The sequence below is a fragment of the Achromobacter sp. ACM02 genome (genome assembly GCF_014851605.1).
Taxonomy (GTDB): Bacteria; Pseudomonadota; Gammaproteobacteria; order Burkholderiales; family Burkholderiaceae_B; genus Achromobacter; species Achromobacter aegrifaciens.
In genome coordinates this window covers 85,700-100,260 of record NZ_JACUZY010000013.1, presented here as the reverse complement: position 1 = coordinate 100,260, position 14,561 = coordinate 85,700, and the positions used below count along the sequence as shown (strand labels likewise).

The following is a 14,561-nucleotide window of genomic DNA, read 5'->3' as shown; positions in this document are numbered from 1 at the left end:
GCGCGGGCCGTGCGGGCGGGCGCCGGCTGGGCGGTGCCACGGTCCATCACCTTGATGATGTGGAAACCGTTGCCGCTCTGGATCAGGCCGCTGACCTGGCCTTTTTGCAGATTGCCGACGGCCTGAACAAACAGGTCGGGCCAGCCGTCCAGCGGGCGCACACCCATGACGCCGCCTTGCAAGGCTTCGGGACCGTCCGAGGCCGCGGCGGCCAGGCTGGCGAAGTCATCGCCACGCTTGGCTTGCGCCAGCAGGCTTTCGGCCTTCTTGCGCAGCACCGCCAGCTGCTCGGGCGACGAACCTTCCGGCACGCGCACCAGAATCTGGGCCAGGGCGTAGAGCATCGGGCCCGACGGCGCAGCGGCCTGTTGGGGTTCGGGCTGCGGCTGGGCCTGCGGTTGCGGGGCTGCCTGCGGCGCGGCGCCGAACGCCGGATTGCGCCGCTGGTCCTTCAGAAACGCGTCGACTTCGGCGTCGGAAATCACGATCGTGGAATCCACCGCGCGCTGACGCAGGCGATCCGTGCGGATCTCGTCGCGCAGCGACTTGCGATAACCGTCCCAGCTCGTGCCGGTTCTTTCGATTTCCTGGCGTAGCTGGGCCACGGTGATCTTGTTGCGAGACGCAATGGTCTGGATGGCTTGGTCGATTTGCGCATCATCCACGCGTATGCCCAGGCGATCCGCCTCATGGCGCTGCACGCGCTCCATGATCAGGCGTTGCAATACCTGATGCTGCAAGGTCTGATCATCGGGCACCTGGATGCCCCGGGTCTTGAGCTCGCTCGAAATGCGCAACGACGCATCGCGCAATTCGCGCAGCGTGATCACGTCCTTGTCCACGACAGCAGCAATGCCATCGACGAACTGCTCGCGCTGCGGCGCGGGCGCAGCGTTCTTCTGCGCGGCGGAATTCGGCTTGGCGCCATTGTTCGCGGCCTTGCCGCCCTGCTCGGCCGCATGGGCCACGGGCAAGCCGGCGCACACGGCCAACAGCAGCGCATTGCCAGAGAGGCGGCGCAAAGAGTGCAACCTACGCATCATTCATACCTTTCAAATGTGGTCCCGGTGGGCACAGGCGGCGTAACACGCGTGTAGCCGGGGATACTTCTGTTCAGCAGGTTCATCGGGTCGGTTCCCAGGGAACCCAGACCGGTCAGTTCAAGCTGGAAGAACAGTGCCGAGTTGGCGTCCGTGGCGGATACCGCGTATCGCTGGTAGACCATGCGGCCCACCCAGCAGCAATCTCCCTTGTACTCCAGGCCGGCAATGGCCTGCGTGACGCGAGGCGAGTCCATCGTGCCGGCCAGCGTGCTGGACGGACCGCTGCGCAGCGAGTAGTCCACGCGCCCGACGCCGTACCAGCGCTTGGAGAACGGCCACTGCATGGCCAGGCTCACCTGATTCTGACCCTGCGCCTGATATTGGACGCCGGGCTGGGGATCGCGTTGGTAGCGGTAGGACACGGCCACCGTCGTCAGGCGCTGCGGCGACCAGCGCGCGCTGATCAAGCCGCGCGACCAGTTGCTGTCGTAGGGATTGTATTGCGCAGCAATGTCGGTGCTAAGCGTGTCGGTGAGAGCCGCGCTCGCCCCCAAAAGGAAGTCGGAGCGCACGTTCTCGCGTGGCGTCTCGTAGGGAAGCGTCACCTTCTGGTCTGCGAAATACAGCCGCTGCGCGACACCCAAGGACATGCGCTCGAAACCGGTGTTGGCATCCAGCCAACGCGTCGTCAAAGCAGCGGTTAACTGGTTAGCGTTCGCGATGCGGTCCCAGCCGCCGGTATAGATGTTCTCTTCGAACGCCTGCGAGAAGCTGAAGTCCGCCAAAGCCGTATCGAAGACAGGCAGCTTGGACTGGTCACGATACGGCACGTACAGGTAGTACAACCGAGGCTCTAGTGTCTGCGTGGAGGCCTTGCCGAACAGCGTGGTATCCCGTTCGAAAACCAGGCCGGAATCCAGGGACAGGATCGGTACGGTTCGCGATTGCGAGCGCGGTGTGCCCGGACTCAGGTTGTACCAGTCGGTGTCGTACTGGGTGTAATTTACGCCAGCCTTCGGGATGATGAACCAGCCCGGTTTGACGATGGGGTAGGAAACCGTCGGATAGGTCTGGAAGCGATTGCCATCAGGTCCGAGTCGCTGCCCTTCGAACAACGATCTGCGGAAGCGCACCGCCGTGGAAGTCCAGTCGACGTCAAAGCCTCCCCAGTCATAGCGGGCGCCACGGAAGGAGAGCTCTGGTTCCTTGTCATACGGCGGTGCCAGCGGCGCGTCGGGATCCTGAAGCGTCTGGTACTTGTAGACCTGCGCATACCCGCTCCAATAGCCCGACGCGGACGACCAACCCACCCGCGCGCGTTGGGGCAAATAGGTCGTTGAAGCCTGATTCAGGCCCAACTGCGAAATGTCGCGGAAATAGTTGTCGTCCGATACCTTCGCGACATCCCAATCCGCATAGAAGCCGTAGGGCAGGATCTGCTGATGGCGCCACCAGTACATCCAGCGGTCGCTGTCGGTCAGCTTGTCGTTGGGCAGGTACGTACCATCCAGGATGCCGCTATAGGAGCCACCGAGATAGCGGAACTCACCCCCCAACTGCAGCCCGCGCTTGGAGAAGTAGCGCGGCTGCACGGTCATGTCATAGTTCGGCGCCAGATTCAGGTAGTACGGAATCGAAAAATCGAAACCGCCCTGGCTGGTCGTGCCATAGGTCGGCATCAGGAAGCCCGACTTGCGCTCCCGCTTGACCGGAAAGGTCATGTAAGGCGACGCCAGGATGGGCACGTCCTTGAAATACAGCACACCGCTGCGGGCCACACCTTCATTCTCATCGAAGTCGATGTCGACGGTATTGGCCTTGATGTACCAGGACGGCGTTTCGCAGGCGCAGCCGCTGTACGTCACCGTGTGCAGCCGCATCTGCGAGCGGCTGAAGATGTCCGCATGCTCGGCGACGGCGAAGCCGCCGTTGGCGCCCATCCAGAAATTGGGTTTTTCGATCTCGCCCGAGGACTTGTCGACGTTGAACTTGGCATTCGGCCCGATCACCAGGGTGCCGTCGCGCATCATGCGCGCGCTGCCCTGCACGTCGACTTCACCTGTGTCCTTGCGGTAGTTGATGCGGTCGCCCTTGATCACGCTGTCGATGCGGCGCACCTGGGCATTGCCCGTCAGGGTCAGGTCAGAGTCGGGATCGCCATCAATGCTGTCCGCCTCCATGAAGGCGGGAATGCTGTCGTCCGGCAGGCGGTGGATCCGCAGGCCCGGCGAGGTGCGCAACACGGGAGTCGCCGAGGTCGACGACGCGGCGGGAGCGCTGCCCTGGCTACCTTGGGCCTGGACGGCTCCGGCGGCGACACTGACAGCAGAGAGGATCAACCATCGAACCTTGCGCACGAGTGAAAACAGCCCTTTTTGACGATGGTGGGAACGCGACACCGGCACCCACGGAGGGCCAATGCTAACGGAAACGAGCCGGTATTATAGAGAAGCCGCGCCATAGGCCCAGACTTATGTGCTCGGGACACAATTCTCAGCAATATTGCCTTTCTGACACGGATCTTCCTTGAAAAACGATCACGACCCCCGCCTGGAGCAGATCCGCCACTGGCTGGGCGGCCTGCCCGCCAGCCTGAACCTGGCCATCGACACGCTGCGTCCGGCGTCAGCCGACGCCAGCTTCCGCCGCTATTTCAGGCTGGACGCCGGCGAGCGCACCTTGATAGTCATGGACGCCCCGCCCGCACACGAGGATTGCCGGCCCTTCCTGCACGTGGACCGTCTGCTGGCGGACGTCGGCCTGAACGTGCCTGCAGTGCTGGAGCAGGATCTGGACCAGGGCTTGCTGCTATTGTCCGACCTGGGCGAGCAGACCTATTACCAGCGCATTCAGGCCGGACTGCCGGACAGCGAACTGCAAACGCTGTATCGAGAGGCCCTGGCCGCCCTGGTCCGCCTGCAACAGGCCTCCACTGCCGGCCTGGGCACTTATGACACCGCCCGCCTGGCTGACGAACTCAAGCTCTTCCCCGAGTGGTACGTGCAGAAGCATCACGGCGTGACGCTGGACGACAAGACCGCAAACGCGCTGGAAAAGATCTTCGCATTGCTGTCCGCGAGCAATGGCGGACAGGCCCAGGTGCTGGTGCATCGCGACTACCATTCGCCCAACCTGATGGTCTGCGACCAGCCGAAGTACGGACCGAACCCGGGCATCATCGACTTCCAGGATGCGCTGGCCGGCCCCATCACCTATGACCTGGCCTCCCTGGTGACGGATGCCCGCACGACCTGGGAAGAACCCCAGCAATTGGACTGGGCCATCCGCTATTGGGAAATGGCGCGGGCGGCCGGCCTGCCGGTGGACTCGGATTTCGCGGAGTTCCACCGCGCCTATGAATGGATGGGCCTGCAACGCAACCTGCGCATCCTGGGCGTGTTCGCCCGCCTGAATCACCGCGATGGCAAGGCGCATTACCTGGCCCACATTCCGCGCATGAACGGCTACGTGCGCCAGGTGGCCCAGCGCTACGGCGTCTTCACGCCGCTGCTGCGCCTGCTGGACAAGCTCGACGACCGCCAGGTCAGCGTCGGATACACCTTCTGATGCGGGCCATGATCCTCGCGGCGGGCCGCGGCGAACGGATGCGCCCCCTCACCGACCGCCTGCCCAAGCCCCTGTTGTCCGTGGGCGGCCAGCCGCTCATCGTCTGGCACCTGCGGCGGCTGACGGCCGCCGGCATCCGCGACGTGGTCATCAACCACGCCTGGCTCGGCCACGAAATCGAGCAGGCGCTGGGCGACGGCAGCACATACGGCGTACAGATCCGCTATTCGGCCGAAACCTCCGCGCTGGAAACCGCCGGCGGCATCGTCCAGGCGCTGCCGTTGCTGGGCGACGAGCCCTTCCTCGTCGTCAACGGCGACGTCTGGTGCGACTGGGACCCCGCCGCGGCCGCAGGCTTGGCGCGCACATTGCCTGAAGGCGGCGCCTGGCTGCTGCTGGCGGACAACCCGCCCCAGCATCCGGCTGGCGATTTCCGCCTGGATGCCGACGGCAGCGTCCATGCCCAGGGCGAACCTCGTTTGACCTTTGCGGGCATCGGCGTCTACCATCCCTCGTTGTTCGCCGACGTCCCCCGGGGCGCGGCAGCGCCCCTGGCGCCTCTGCTCCGGCAAGCCATGGCCCGCGGCCTGGTGCGCGGCGCGCGCCACCAGGGCAAATGGACGGATGTCGGCACGCCGCAGCGGCTCGCCGACCTGGATGCCGAGCTCACCGGCCAAGCACGCTGATGTCCACATATTTCACAATATCAAGGTGCGCAACCAGGCTTGTCCGCGCACCCAACGGTCCCGGCTAACGGGGTATTCTCTAGCGCTTTGACCTGCGCACGCAGCGCGCGGGCGAGCAAACACACAGGAAGTTTTCTAGGAATGGGGATGTTTGGAAGATCGCAACGGGCTGTATTCAAGCCTTCCGTATACCAGCCCGGTCAACGCACGCGCCGCATGCCGCGCTGGCTGGTCCTGCTGCTGGTGGGCATCGCCCTGGGCGCCGGCGGCGTGCTCTTCCTGCAGACCAACTACGGCCCGCAACGCCTGACCGTGGAGCAATCCGAGCAGCTGCACAGCGAACTGAGCACCGCCAACCTGGAGCGCCAGCGCCTGCAAAGCCAGCTTGAGGAAGCCACCCAACAACGCGACGCCAACAAGTCCGGCCATGAAAAGCTGACCGCCGACCTTTCTGAAGCCCGCAGCAAGATTGACACGCTGAACAAGGAACTGGTGCTGTTCCAGGACGCCATGCCCGCCGACCCGCGCGGCGGCAACCTGGGCATCCGCTCGGCCACCTTCAAGCGCGCGCCCGGTCTGCTGGACTACCAGGTGCTGGTCATGCGCGAGGATCGCCAGGGCGCGCCGTTCAAGGGCACCCTGACCTTCTCCATCGACGGCACCTACCCCAACGGCCGCGCCGCCACCGTCACGCCGGAAGGCCCCGCCCTGAACGTCGACCGTTACGACTACGCCCTGGGCCAACTGAAGCTGCCCGACGGTTTCACTGCCAAGGTCGTGGTGCTGCGCGTGCTGGACGGCGCCCAGAAGCAGCAGGCGATGCGCATCTATTACGTGCGCAACTGATAGATACGCCGCGCCCGAAGACCCGCCCTGATCCGGCGGGTTTTTTTTTGCCCCAAAAATATGGTTGCGCACGCAACCTCTTAAGCATATAGTTGCGTAAACAACCAATTTCTGGAGACAGCATGCCGCTCCCCGCGCACGTTCCCGTCCTCATCGCCGGCGGCGGCCCCGTCGGCCTGACGCTGGCCGCCCTGCTTGCCGAATACGGCATCCCCTCGCTGACCCTGGAGGCCGACGACGACTATTGCAGCGGCAGCCGCGCCATCTGCATCTCGCGGCGGTCGCAGGAAATCATGGGCTGGGTCGGCGCCGACCAGCCCCTGACCGCCACCGGCCTGGCCTGGACCGGCGGCCGCAGCTACTTCCGCAACAGCGAAGTCCTGCATTTCGAGATGCCGCACGATCCGCTGCAGCGCTACGCGCCCATGGTCAACATCCAGCAATACGCCGTGGAGGAGTACGCCCATCAGGCCATGCAGCGCCATCCGGCGCTGGCCGAGCTGCGCTGGTCGGCGCGGCTTGCCGGCCTGAGCGCCGACGCGGACGGCGTCACGGCTGAAGTGGACATCGAAGGCGGCCGCCAGACCGTGCGCGCCGATTGGCTGATCGCCTGCGACGGCGGCCGCAGCACCGTACGCGAGGCCATGGGCCTGAAGCTGGAAGGCATGCAGTACGAAGGACGCTACGTGATCGTGGACATCGAACAGGAGTCCAGCCGCCCCGTGGAGCGCCTGGCCTGGTTCGATCCGCCTTCCAATCCCGGCTCCACCCTGCTCATGCACCGCCAGCCCGGCAACGTGTGGCGGGTGGACTACCAGATCCGCGACGACGAGGACCCCGAAGAGGCCGTAAAGCCCGAGAACGTGCTGCCCCGCGTGCAAAGCCATCTGGACATGATCGGCGAAACCGCGCCTTGGAAGCCGTTGTGGATCTCCATCTACAACGCCAAGTGCCTGACCTTGGAAAACTACCGCCACGGACGCGTGCTGTTCGCCGGCGACGCCGCCCACCTGGTGCCGATCTTCGGCGTGCGGGGCCTGAACTCGGGACTGGACGATGCCGGCAACCTGGCCTGGAAGCTGGCCTGGGTGCTGCGAGGCCAGGCTCCCGACAGCCTGCTGGACAGCTACAGCGTGGAGCGCGTCCACGCCACCCGCCAGAACCTGACCTATGGCGCCAAGAGCACCGAATTCATGGCCCCGCCGGACTTCGGATTCCGCCTGATGCGCGAGGCCGCCCTGCACCTGGCGCTGACGGATGAGCGGGTGCGCCAGCTGATCAACCCGCGGCAATCGGCGCCCATCTCCTACGATGCCTCGCCGCTGAACCTGGATGACGGCGCGCCGCAGGCCGGCGCAACCGCCGCGCCCGGCCAGCCCGCGCCCGAAGCGCTGCTGCACGATCGCGGCGCGCCGCTGCATCTCAGCGCATGCTTTGGCGCCGGCTTCGTCGCGCTGGCGCTGGCCCCCGACACCGCTCTGGCGGCCGAACTGGACGCCCTGGCCGCCGCCACTCGCAACTCGCCCCAGCCGCTGCGTGTGCTGAAGACGGGCGATGATGCCTTGCAGGACCCGCACGGGCAGCTACGCCAGCGCTACGGCGCGCAAGCCGGCGCCGTCTACCTGCTGCGGCCCGACGGCTACGTCCTGGGACGCTGGATTGCCCCCTCGGCCGCCACCCTGCGCGCCGCGCTCAAGCCCTACTACCCCTCGATCGCACTGGACGCGCACAAGGAAGAGCTAGCATGAACAACGATGAACTGGACCAGGTCTATACCGCCATGGCGCAGACCCTGACGCGCGTCGGCGAAGAACAGGCGTCGCTCTTCCTGTCGATCCTGAGCCTGTCGCTGCTGGCCCGCGTGAGCGATGCGCGCGACGCCGCCGCGCTGCTGGCCCAGGCGGAAGCCGCCTGCCTGGCCAACGGCCCTGTGGCACACTATCCCGCCTCCGCCCCTGCCCGCCCGACGTGAAACAGCCCGCCCTGGAACGATTCCTGACCTACCGCCTGCACGTGCTCAACAAGATCACGGACAGGGACACGAATCGCGCCTATCTGGAAGAATGCGGGATTCCTCTGGGCGAGGCGCGCTGCCTGGCGGCCATCGGCCGCTACGCGCCCTTGTCGGTCAACGATCTGGCGCTGGCGGCCAATCTGAACAAAGGCCAGGCCAGCCGCTCAGCACAGGCGCTGGTGGACCGCGGCCTGGTGGAAAAGACCATGTCCGCCTCGGATGGACGCGGCGTGGTGCTGGCGCCCACCCCGGAAGGCCTGGTGCAATACCAGCGCGTCATCGACCTGATCGCCCGCCGCAATGAAGAGATCTTCGGCTGCCTCAGCGCCGACGAGCAGCTCCTGCTGGGCGACATGCTGGACCGCGTGAACAGCCATTTGCAGCCCGACGCGGACGGCTCGGAAGAGCCGCTCCCGCCCACGCCGCCAGGAAACGCGCCCTAAGCCTTGGGCGCGGTGGCGCCCAATTGCGCTGCCGCCTCGTCCATGAACTGCGCCATGCGCACATCCAGCTCGGTCACGCCGCCGGCGTCGTGGGTGGTCAAGGTCACGTCCACGCGGTTGTAGACGTTGGTCCATTCCGGATGATGATTCAGCTTCTCCGCAAACATGGCGACGCGCGTCATGAAGCCGAATGCCGCATTGAAATTGGGAAAGCGGAAACGCTTTTCGATGGCGTCGCGCATCGCCACGGCCTGCCAGCCAGACAGGGCGGCCACGGCGGTATCGGTGCCGATGCGGGCGGGAGGGAACATGCTCATGACGGACTCCAAAAAAAACAGGCGGCGGCACGTTGCGCCAGCCGCCTCGGACACTGGGCTGGCCCAGGTTTACTGCTGGACCGCGTACAGGTAGATCTCCACCCGGCGGTTCAGCGCGCGGCCTTCGGCGGTCGCATTGTCGCCGATCGGATCGTTCGGCCCGCGGCCCTCGACCGTCAGGCGGCCCGCTGCCACGCCCTGCTTGCTGAGGTAGTCGGTCACGCTCTTGGCGCGGTTGACCGACAAGGTCTGGTTATGCGCCAGGGCGCCCGTGCTGTCCGTGTGGCCGACCACCTTGGCCCGCAGTTCAGGATGCTGGTTGAGCGAGCGCGCCACGCTGTCCAGCACCGGCAACAGCGCGGGTTTGAGCTGCGTCTTGTCGGTATCGAACGACACGCCGCTGGGAATGTTGACCTTGAGGCTGCCGTCGGGCATTTCGACCACGTCGATGCCCAGCGACGAAGCGCCAGACTTCTGCACGTCTTCCTTGACGACCTTCCAGTTGTAGCCAACCAGGCCGCCCGCCACCGCGCCGATGCCGGCGCCGATGGCCGCGCCCTTGCCGTGGCCGATCAAGGCGCCGATGCCGGCGCCGATCGCCGCCCCCGCGCCCGTGCCCACGGCGGTATTGGTCTGCTGCTGCGTGGCGCATCCCGCCAGCAATGCACCCGCCGCCGCAACGACTGCGATCCGGTTGAATATTGTTCTTGAGCTCATGGCAACCTCCACTTATTCCGTCGGTGTGCCGGATCATTCCGGCCAGACCATGCTAGCAAGCACACGAAGGGAGGCAGGCAACATTTTGTACTATCAGGAAGGTCCTGAAGATAGTGCGGCCGCGCTGTGGAACACGGCCGCAGCCTGGGCGGAAAAACGCTCAGGCCCGCAACAATGGGCTACATTCCACCCGCCGCCGGCCGGCCTCCGATGCGAAGGCCGGCGCCCGGCGCCTAACGCTGCTGGAACGTCCGGCGCGCCACGTTTAGCGACACCATCGCCATGAGCGCAATGGCCAGCAGGTAATAGCTGGGCGACAGCTTGGAGTCGGTGGTCGCGATCAGCCAGGTCAGGATGAATGGCGCGAAGCCGCCGAAGATCGTCACTGCAATGTTGTAGCCCAGGGACAGGCCAGTGGTGCGCACCTGCACGGGGAAGATGGCGGACATCAGCGCCGGCATGGGCGCGAAGTACGCCGTCGCCAGGATGCCCAGGATGACCTGGACGATCATCAAAACGCCCACCGTCGGATACGACACCAGCAGATAGAACAAGGGATAGCACAGCAGCGCGGTCGAAAGGGCCGCGGCCATCATGATGCGCGCGGGTCCGATGCGGTCGGCCAGCGCGCCGACGAAGGGCGCGCCTACCGTCATGATGACGCCCGTGACCAGCGTCGCCAGAAAGCCGATGGTAGGCGGCAGACCCAACTGGCGGATCGAGTACGTAGGCATGTACAGGGCCAGGTAGTTGCCCACCGAGCCCAGCGCCACGAAGCCAACGGTAACCAGCAGCCGCAGCTTCTGCCCCGCGAACATGTCGCTCAACGGCGAAGCCGATGCCTCTGCCGCGCTGAACTCCGGCGTTTCATCCATGTGATGGCGGATGTAGTAGCCCACCGGCGCGATCAGCAGGCCGAACACGAACGGAATGCGCCAGCCCCAGCTTTCCAGCTGGGCCTGGGTCAGCGTCGCATTGAGCACCGCGCCGAACAAGGCCGCCAGCAGGATCGCCGCGCCCTGGCTGGCGACCTGCCAGCTGGCGTAATAGGCGCGCCGGTCCGGCGCATATTCTATGAGGAAGGCCGTGGCGCTGCCGAATTCCCCGCCCGCCGAAAAGCCCTGGATCAGCCGGGCGACCAGGATGATGATCGATGCGGCCACGCCGATCTGCGCATGCGTGGGGACCACCACGATGATCAGCGTGCCTATCATCATCAGGAAAATGGACGCCGTCAGCGCCGCCTTGCGGCCCGCCCGGTCGGCATAGCTGCCCAACACGATGGCGCCCAGCGGCCGCATCAGGAACGACACGCCGAAGGTGGCCAGCGCCAGCAACAGCGAGGAGCTCTCGCTGGCGGACGGAAAGTACAGCTTGGCGATGATCAGCGCGAAGGTGCCATACGCGATCATGTCGAACCACTCCAGCGCATTGCCGATGGACGCGGCGATCACCGCGCGCCGCGCCTGGGTGCGCCGGTCGCCTGCCGGCGCCGCCTTGCTGCGGCCGGCGGCGGCCGCATTCCACGTTGTCTTCTCCGAATAAGCCATTTTTCCCTCTGTTATTTTCTAAAAATTAACGATCGATCAACTCATTGGCCGGCCATCGCAAGATGGCCCGCCAGCTTTTCCATGAACTGTTCGCACAGGCCGATCTGCGACAGCGCGACATACTCGTCCGGCCGGTGCGCCTGCTGCAGATTGCCGGGACCGCAAATGACCGCCGTCATGCCGGCCCGCTGGAACAGGCCGGCCTCCGTGCAATACGCCACCTTCTCGGTGCCGCGCGCGCCAGTCAGCGCCTGCGCCAACCGCGCAATCTCGGCGGTGGCGGCGGTATCGAAACCGGGCACCTCGGCCAGCGCTTCCAGCTCGATGTCGGCCTGCGGGTTCTCCGCCTTGATGCGGTCGCGCAGCTCGCCAGTGATGTAGCGGCGCAAACCGCCGATCACGTCCGGCGCCAGCACGCCCGGGATGGTGCGGAATTCGAACTCGAACTGGCAACGGTCCGGGATCGTGTTGACGGACAAGCCGCCCGAGATCGTGCCGGTGTTGGCCGTGGTGTACGGCACCTCGAAGTCCTGGTCGAAAGGGCCGTTCTGGCGATGGGCGTCGGCCATGTCGCGGATGTGGCAGATGGCGCGCGCCGCATATTCGATCGCGTTGACGCCGCGCGGCGTCAACGAAGAATGCGCGGCGTGCCCATGCACGGTGCAGCGGTACAGATTGCTGCTCTTGTGGGCGGAAATGACGCGCATCTCGGTGGGCTCGCCCACGATGCAGCTATCGGGGCGGATATCCAGCTTGGCCAATTCACGCAGCATGATGTCCGCCCCCAGGCAGCCGACCTCCTCGTCATAGCTCAGCGCCAGATGCAGCGGCACGCGCAAACGCCGCGACGTGAATGACGGCAGCATGGCCAGCGCGGTTCCGATGAAGCCCTTCATGTCGCAAGTGCCGCGGCCATATAGGCGGCCATCGCGCACCTCGGGCGCGAACGGATCGCTGCTCCAGGCCTGGCCGTCCACCGGCACCACGTCGGTATGGCCGGACAGCACCACCCCGCCCTGGGTGCCGCCGTCCGCGGCAGGCACGGTCACGAAAAGATTCGCCTTCTTGCCGTCGGCGTTGTAGATCAATCGGGGCGCCAGACCGGTCGCGGCCAGGTGGTCGCGCACCGTTTCGATCAAGCCCAGATTGGACAGGCGGCTGGTCGTGTCGAAACGCACCAGCCGTTCTATCCATTCCAGGGAACGGGGAAGCTCTGCAGTATTCATGGGTCGTACCCTAAGGTTGAGGCCTGGCGCTCAGGCAGCCTTGCTCCGCGCCGCATCCAGAAAGCGCGCCAGTCTAGCCACGCCTTCATCCAGGCGCTCGTGCGCGCTGGCATAGCACCATCGCAGATAGCCCTCGCCCTCGGGACCGAACGCCATGCCCGGCGCCAGGCCCAGCCCGCCGCGCACGACCAGATCCTTGCAGAACACCAGGCTGTCCGACACGCCCCGAATGCGGAAGAAGGTGTACATCGCCCCCGGCGCCGCACCCGCGAGTTCAACCCCGGGCACCTGCGACAGCTTCGACGCCAGATGGTCGCGCGCCAGCCGCAGCCGCTGCACGGTACGCGCGATGACGGGCTCGCCCTGTTCAAGCGCGCAAAGCGCGGCGGTCTGCACGAAACCCGGCGTGCAGGTGTTGCTGTATTCGATCAGCTTGCCGATTTCCGGCAGCAGCCCGCGCGGCACCACGACCCAGCCCACGCGCCAGCCGGTCATCAGCCAGGCCTTGGAGAACGAATTGCAGCTGACCACCCGGTCGTCCGGCGCAGCAATGTCCAGGAAGGTGGGCGCCACCGCGCCTTCGTAGTAGTAGCGTTCATACACGTCGTCGGAAATGATCCAGATGCCGTGCTTGCGGCAGTGCTCCAGCACCGCGCGCTGCTGCTCGGCGGTCATCACCCAGCCCGTCGGGTTGTTCGGCGAATTCACCAGAAGCGCGCGCACGTCCGGTGTCAGGGCGCTGAGCAAGGCGTCCAGGTCCAGGCGCCAGCCGCTCTCGGAGAACGACAGCGCAACCGTCGTCACGCGCGCCCCCAGCACCTTGGGCATTTCCACCAGGTTGGGCCACAAGGGCGTCACGGCGACCACGTGATCGCCCGCGCCCACGATGGCCTGCACGGCCGTCATCAGCGCCGACGTGCCCGAGCTGGTGACTGCGATGTTGTCCACATCACGTTGACCGTGCAGCCCGCTCACATACCCGGCCAGGCGTTCGCGCAACGCAGGCACGCCCAGCGTCTGTACATAGAAGGTCTGCCCGGAAGCGATGTGGGCGATGGCCGCGTCGCGGAACGCGGGCGGCGTCTGCTCATCGGGTTCGCCGAACCAGAAGGGCAGCACGTCGGCGCGGCCCATGCCCGCATTGGCGACTTCGCGGATTTGCGACGAACGCAAGCTCTGCACGCTGGCGCGCGCGCTCGCCGTGACGCCGCCGGTAGATACTGCTGTATTCATGCCTGTTCCTGACTTGCCAGTAGATTGAGATCGCGCCGCCACTCAGCGGCATGCCTCGCTGAACTGCGCGCGCGCCTGGCGGGCGCCGCGGGCCAGCCAGGCCACATCCGAGTGCAGCGCAATGAATTGCACGCCCAGCTTGCGGTAACGCGCGGCCTCTTCGGGATCGTTGGCGAAAATGCCGACCGCCTTGCCCGCCGTGCGGCCGGCGTCGATCACGCGGCCCACGGCCTCGCGCACCTCGGCGTGGGCCATGTCGCCCAGCCGGCCCAGGCTGGCGGCCAGGTCGGCGGTGCCGACGAACAGGCAGTCCGCCCCAGGCAGCGCGGCAATGGCTGCCACGTTGCGTACCGCCTGCGCCGATTCGATCTGCAGGATCGCGCAGGCCTGCTCATTGGCCCGCCTGACGTAGGAAGGGTCCTGCCCGTACATGCCGGCCCGCACCAGCCCCGCCACGCCGCGCACGCCGCCATTGCCTTCGCACGGAAAGCGCATGGCCGCGATGGCGCGGCCCGCGTCCTCGGCCGTGTCGATGTTCGGGAAAATGATCGTCTGGGCGCCGCAATCCATCGCGCGCTTCACCAGCGCGGCGTCGTTCACCGTCACGCGCACGACCGGATACGCGGCGGCGCCATGCGCGCGTGCCGCGTCGATGGCCTGCAATTGCGCCGTCAGGCCCGCCATGTCGTTGGGCGCATGCTCCATGTCAACGACCAGCCAGTCGAAGCCGCAATGCGCAATCGCCTCGGCCACGGCCGGGCTCGCCAGGGTCAGCCAGCACCCCTCGGAAGGCTCCAGGGCCAACAGCTTCTTGCGTATCGGATTCGGATCTTTCATGTCTGCTCCATAGTGTTCAAACGGGGAGCATTCATGACGTCGACGCCCCCTCCAGCAATCGAACAAAGATACCGGAGCGGAA

The 14,561-nt window shown here is 65.9% G+C and carries 14 protein-coding genes; 6 read left to right on the top strand and 8 right to left on the bottom strand.

The features are described 5' to 3' along the window. Both IB258_RS29075 and IB258_RS29070 read right to left on the bottom strand, forming a co-directional pair. Positions 1-1,043: peptidylprolyl isomerase (locus tag IB258_RS29075; RefSeq protein ID WP_192353544.1), on the bottom strand; the 1,043-nt coding region annotated here is incomplete at its 3' end. Further along, complete coding sequence (locus tag IB258_RS29070; protein WP_054457537.1) at positions 1,040-3,400, bottom strand: LPS-assembly protein LptD; 2,361 nt, start codon at positions 3,398-3,400, stop codon at positions 1,040-1,042. The genes IB258_RS29070 and IB258_RS29075, both read right to left, overlap by 4 nt. Before the next feature lie 169 nt (positions 3,401-3,569). Here IB258_RS29070 and IB258_RS29065 point away from each other — a divergent pair, with 169 nt between their 5' ends. The 6 genes from IB258_RS29065 to IB258_RS29040 all read left to right on the top strand — a co-directional run bounded on the left by IB258_RS29065 (position 3,570) and on the right by IB258_RS29040 (position 8,599). Beyond that, positions 3,570-4,610 carry an aminoglycoside phosphotransferase family protein gene (locus IB258_RS29065; RefSeq protein ID WP_119451437.1) on the top strand — a complete coding sequence of 347 codons (1,041 nt, stop codon included), beginning with the start codon at positions 3,570-3,572 and terminating at the stop codon, positions 4,608-4,610. Continuing rightward, positions 4,610-5,296 carry an N-acetylmuramate alpha-1-phosphate uridylyltransferase MurU gene (murU, locus tag IB258_RS29060; RefSeq protein WP_192353543.1) on the top strand — a complete coding sequence of 229 codons (687 nt, stop codon included), beginning with the start codon at positions 4,610-4,612 and terminating at the stop codon, positions 5,294-5,296. The genes IB258_RS29065 and murU overlap by 1 nt, the downstream gene beginning before the upstream one ends. A gap of 147 nt (positions 5,297-5,443) precedes the next feature. Then, positions 5,444-6,142, top strand: a complete 699-nt coding sequence (locus tag IB258_RS29055) for a DUF6776 family protein (protein ID WP_054457540.1) — start codon at positions 5,444-5,446, stop codon at positions 6,140-6,142. A gap of 122 nt (positions 6,143-6,264) precedes the next feature. Then, on the top strand, positions 6,265-7,890 hold the full coding sequence (locus IB258_RS29050) for an FAD-dependent oxidoreductase (protein ID WP_192353542.1): 1,626 nt from the start codon (positions 6,265-6,267) through the stop codon (positions 7,888-7,890). Beyond that, on the top strand, positions 7,887-8,114 hold the full coding sequence (locus IB258_RS29045) for a hypothetical protein (RefSeq protein ID WP_054457542.1): 228 nt from the start codon (positions 7,887-7,889) through the stop codon (positions 8,112-8,114). The genes IB258_RS29050 and IB258_RS29045 overlap by 4 nt, the downstream gene beginning before the upstream one ends. Further along, positions 8,111-8,599 carry a MarR family winged helix-turn-helix transcriptional regulator gene (locus tag IB258_RS29040; protein WP_175213804.1) on the top strand — a complete coding sequence of 163 codons (489 nt, stop codon included), beginning with the start codon at positions 8,111-8,113 and terminating at the stop codon, positions 8,597-8,599. Before IB258_RS29045 ends, IB258_RS29040 begins: the two co-directional genes overlap by 4 nt. Here the strand turns inward: IB258_RS29040 and IB258_RS29035 are convergent. The 6 genes from IB258_RS29035 to IB258_RS29010 form a co-directional block, all read right to left on the bottom strand. Then, positions 8,596-8,916: a 4a-hydroxytetrahydrobiopterin dehydratase gene (locus tag IB258_RS29035; RefSeq protein WP_119451434.1), complete on the bottom strand. Its 321-nt coding sequence runs from the start codon at positions 8,914-8,916 to the stop codon at positions 8,596-8,598. The genes IB258_RS29040 and IB258_RS29035 overlap by 4 nt on opposite strands. 69 nt (positions 8,917-8,985) lie before the next feature. Next, a complete protein-coding gene (locus tag IB258_RS29030; protein WP_054457545.1) occupies positions 8,986-9,633 on the bottom strand; it encodes an OmpA family protein in 648 nt (215 codons plus the stop codon). A gap of 233 nt (positions 9,634-9,866) precedes the next feature. After that, on the bottom strand, positions 9,867-11,183 hold the full coding sequence (locus IB258_RS29025) for an MFS transporter (protein ID WP_225590547.1): 1,317 nt from the start codon (positions 11,181-11,183) through the stop codon (positions 9,867-9,869). A 41-nt stretch (positions 11,184-11,224) separates the two neighbouring features. Next, complete coding sequence (argE, locus tag IB258_RS29020) at positions 11,225-12,409, bottom strand: acetylornithine deacetylase (RefSeq protein WP_192353541.1); 1,185 nt, start codon at positions 12,407-12,409, stop codon at positions 11,225-11,227. A gap of 30 nt (positions 12,410-12,439) precedes the next feature. Further along, entirely contained in the window at positions 12,440-13,642 is a 1,203-nt protein-coding gene (locus IB258_RS29015) for a pyridoxal phosphate-dependent aminotransferase (protein ID WP_192353540.1), read from the bottom strand. Positions 13,643-13,684: 42 nt separating this feature from the next. Next, entirely contained in the window at positions 13,685-14,479 is a 795-nt protein-coding gene (locus tag IB258_RS29010) for an HpcH/HpaI aldolase/citrate lyase family protein (protein WP_175213803.1), read from the bottom strand. Positions 14,480-14,561 lie beyond the last annotated feature (82 nt).

Excerpts from the sequence above, each read along its gene's own strand:
- IB258_RS29010 (WP_175213803.1), bottom strand. The coding sequence starts at position 14,479 with ATGAAAGATCCGAATCCGATACGCAAGAAGCTGTTGGCCCTGGAGCCT.
- argE (WP_192353541.1), bottom strand. The coding sequence starts at position 12,409 with ATGAATACTGCAGAGCTTCCCCGTTCCCTGGAATGGATAGAACGGCTG.
- IB258_RS29050 (WP_192353542.1), top strand. The coding sequence starts at position 6,265 with ATGCCGCTCCCCGCGCACGTTCCCGTCCTCATCGCCGGCGGCGGCCCC.
- IB258_RS29045 (WP_054457542.1), top strand. The coding sequence starts at position 7,887 with ATGAACAACGATGAACTGGACCAGGTCTATACCGCCATGGCGCAGACC.
- IB258_RS29035 (WP_119451434.1), bottom strand. The coding sequence starts at position 8,916 with ATGAGCATGTTCCCTCCCGCCCGCATCGGCACCGATACCGCCGTGGCC.
- IB258_RS29030 (WP_054457545.1), bottom strand. The coding sequence starts at position 9,633 with ATGAGCTCAAGAACAATATTCAACCGGATCGCAGTCGTTGCGGCGGCG.
- IB258_RS29025 (WP_225590547.1), bottom strand. The coding sequence starts at position 11,183 with ATGGCTTATTCGGAGAAGACAACGTGGAATGCGGCCGCCGCCGGCCGC.
- IB258_RS29015 (WP_192353540.1), bottom strand. The coding sequence starts at position 13,642 with ATGAATACAGCAGTATCTACCGGCGGCGTCACGGCGAGCGCGCGCGCC.
- IB258_RS29055 (WP_054457540.1), top strand. The coding sequence starts at position 5,444 with ATGTTTGGAAGATCGCAACGGGCTGTATTCAAGCCTTCCGTATACCAG.
- murU (WP_192353543.1), top strand. The coding sequence starts at position 4,610 with ATGCGGGCCATGATCCTCGCGGCGGGCCGCGGCGAACGGATGCGCCCC.